The sequence below is a fragment of the Clostridium sp. AM58-1XD genome, assembly GCF_003464085.1.
Classification (GTDB): domain Bacteria; phylum Bacillota; class Clostridia; order Lachnospirales; family Lachnospiraceae; genus Lachnoclostridium_A.
The window spans coordinates 1-1,557 of the sequence record NZ_QSDR01000076.1 but is presented as its reverse complement, the minus strand read 5'-3'; the positions used below and the strand labels follow the sequence as shown (position 1 = coordinate 1,557).

Sequence of the window (1,557 nt, the reverse complement as noted above, 5' to 3'; positions counted from 1 at the left end):
CTAATAAATTTATTGTTATTATTTATAATAAACAGGATATTCAGTTGTTTATTTATTTTGCAATTGCTATTAAATTAGGATTTTGTGGTTTGTTCCAGGCGCTTTTTTTATACAGCAGATTTATAAATTTAAAGAAACCATATGTATTTTTGCTTTCCATATGTTATGCGCTCTCTTTTTACAATTTACATCAGATGGATAATTTGATGTGGCTGGATGGAGTATATATGCTTCCACTAGTTATGTTGGGAGTTTGGAAAAGTATTGAGCAAAAGAAACATACTTTACTTATAGCATCGGTTTGTTGCGCGATTTTGTTTAATTGGTATACTGCATATATGATTTGCCTGTTTTCTGGTATTTACTTTATATATGAGGTGTTAATAAAAAAATTAAGTTGGGGACAGAGGATTTATAATCTCGGAATATTTGTTCGAAATATGTTATTAGGTGTTTTTATAAGTTTCGCCTTTTTTTTGCCAGTAATATATACTTTAAGGCAGGGGAAGGGAGGAATAGAACATGGTATATTCAGGATAAAATATAATGGGGATTTTACACATTTATTAAGAGGTTTTGTTGCCGGTAATGACATTGGAGACAATAATTTGAGTTTATTTTGCGGAACATTGGTGCTGGTATTTATTATGTACTATTTTGTTTTGCTAATATACGAGAAACGATGTAAAAGATTTATTATTTCTGCTGTTTTTTTAATAATTATGTTGATGTCTATTATATTTAAACCTCTAGAAAATATATGGAATGGATTTCGTATAGCGGAAAGCTATTTTTGTCGATTTTCTTTTTTACAAACATGGGTATTGATTTATTTTGCTGCAGAAGGGGTAAAAGCCTATAAAAAAACTAGATACAATATTCTCTCACTGTGCAGTTTGATTTTAGTGGGATGTTTTGCATATTTGAACTTTTGCGAAAGGTTTTCAAATCAGAGAGGATATTGGATCACTATAACTACAGTAATAACTACTTTATTAATATTTGGAATAGAAAAATATTTAATTAAAATAAAATATTTAAAAGTGGTTACTTTTAGTGTTTTAGGAGTGGTTATTTTATTGGAATTGACTATAGGAGGAGTGGCTATTGGGAAGGCATTTTATTGGGATGAGGCTGAAAGGTATAAGATCTATGCTAAAAATCAAGAATCTCAATTAGCCAGTATTAAAGATGATACTATATTTTATAGAATTGAACAAACATTTAATAGAGAGAAGAACCTCACAAAATGTACGGCTTATTTTAATGAAAATTTAGCCTATAATTATCGGGGATTTTCTCAATATACATCAACATTTAATGAAAATCTACGAAAATTAGGCGAGGCCTTTGGATACGGTATAAATGGTGTCATTACTATGTATGATGAACCAATTTTGCCATCAGATAGTCTATTGGGAATAAAGTATATATTAGCTAATCAAGAGTTTGGTGGTTTAGTAAAAAAATCAGATAATATAATAAATAATAAAAATATTTATGAGAATCCTTATGCGCTTCCGTTAGGATTTAAGGTTGCAGAAAGCTGTAGTAATT

Annotated in this window: 1 protein-coding gene; it reads left to right on the top strand. The window is 29.1% G+C overall.

The window, feature by feature from the left end; all coding sequences use genetic code 11:
* Window positions 1-44: 44 nt before the first annotated feature.
* Window positions 45-1,557, top strand: a 1,513-nt coding sequence (locus DXA13_RS20605; RefSeq protein WP_243009258.1) for a YfhO family protein, incomplete at its 3' end; no start/stop codon positions are given.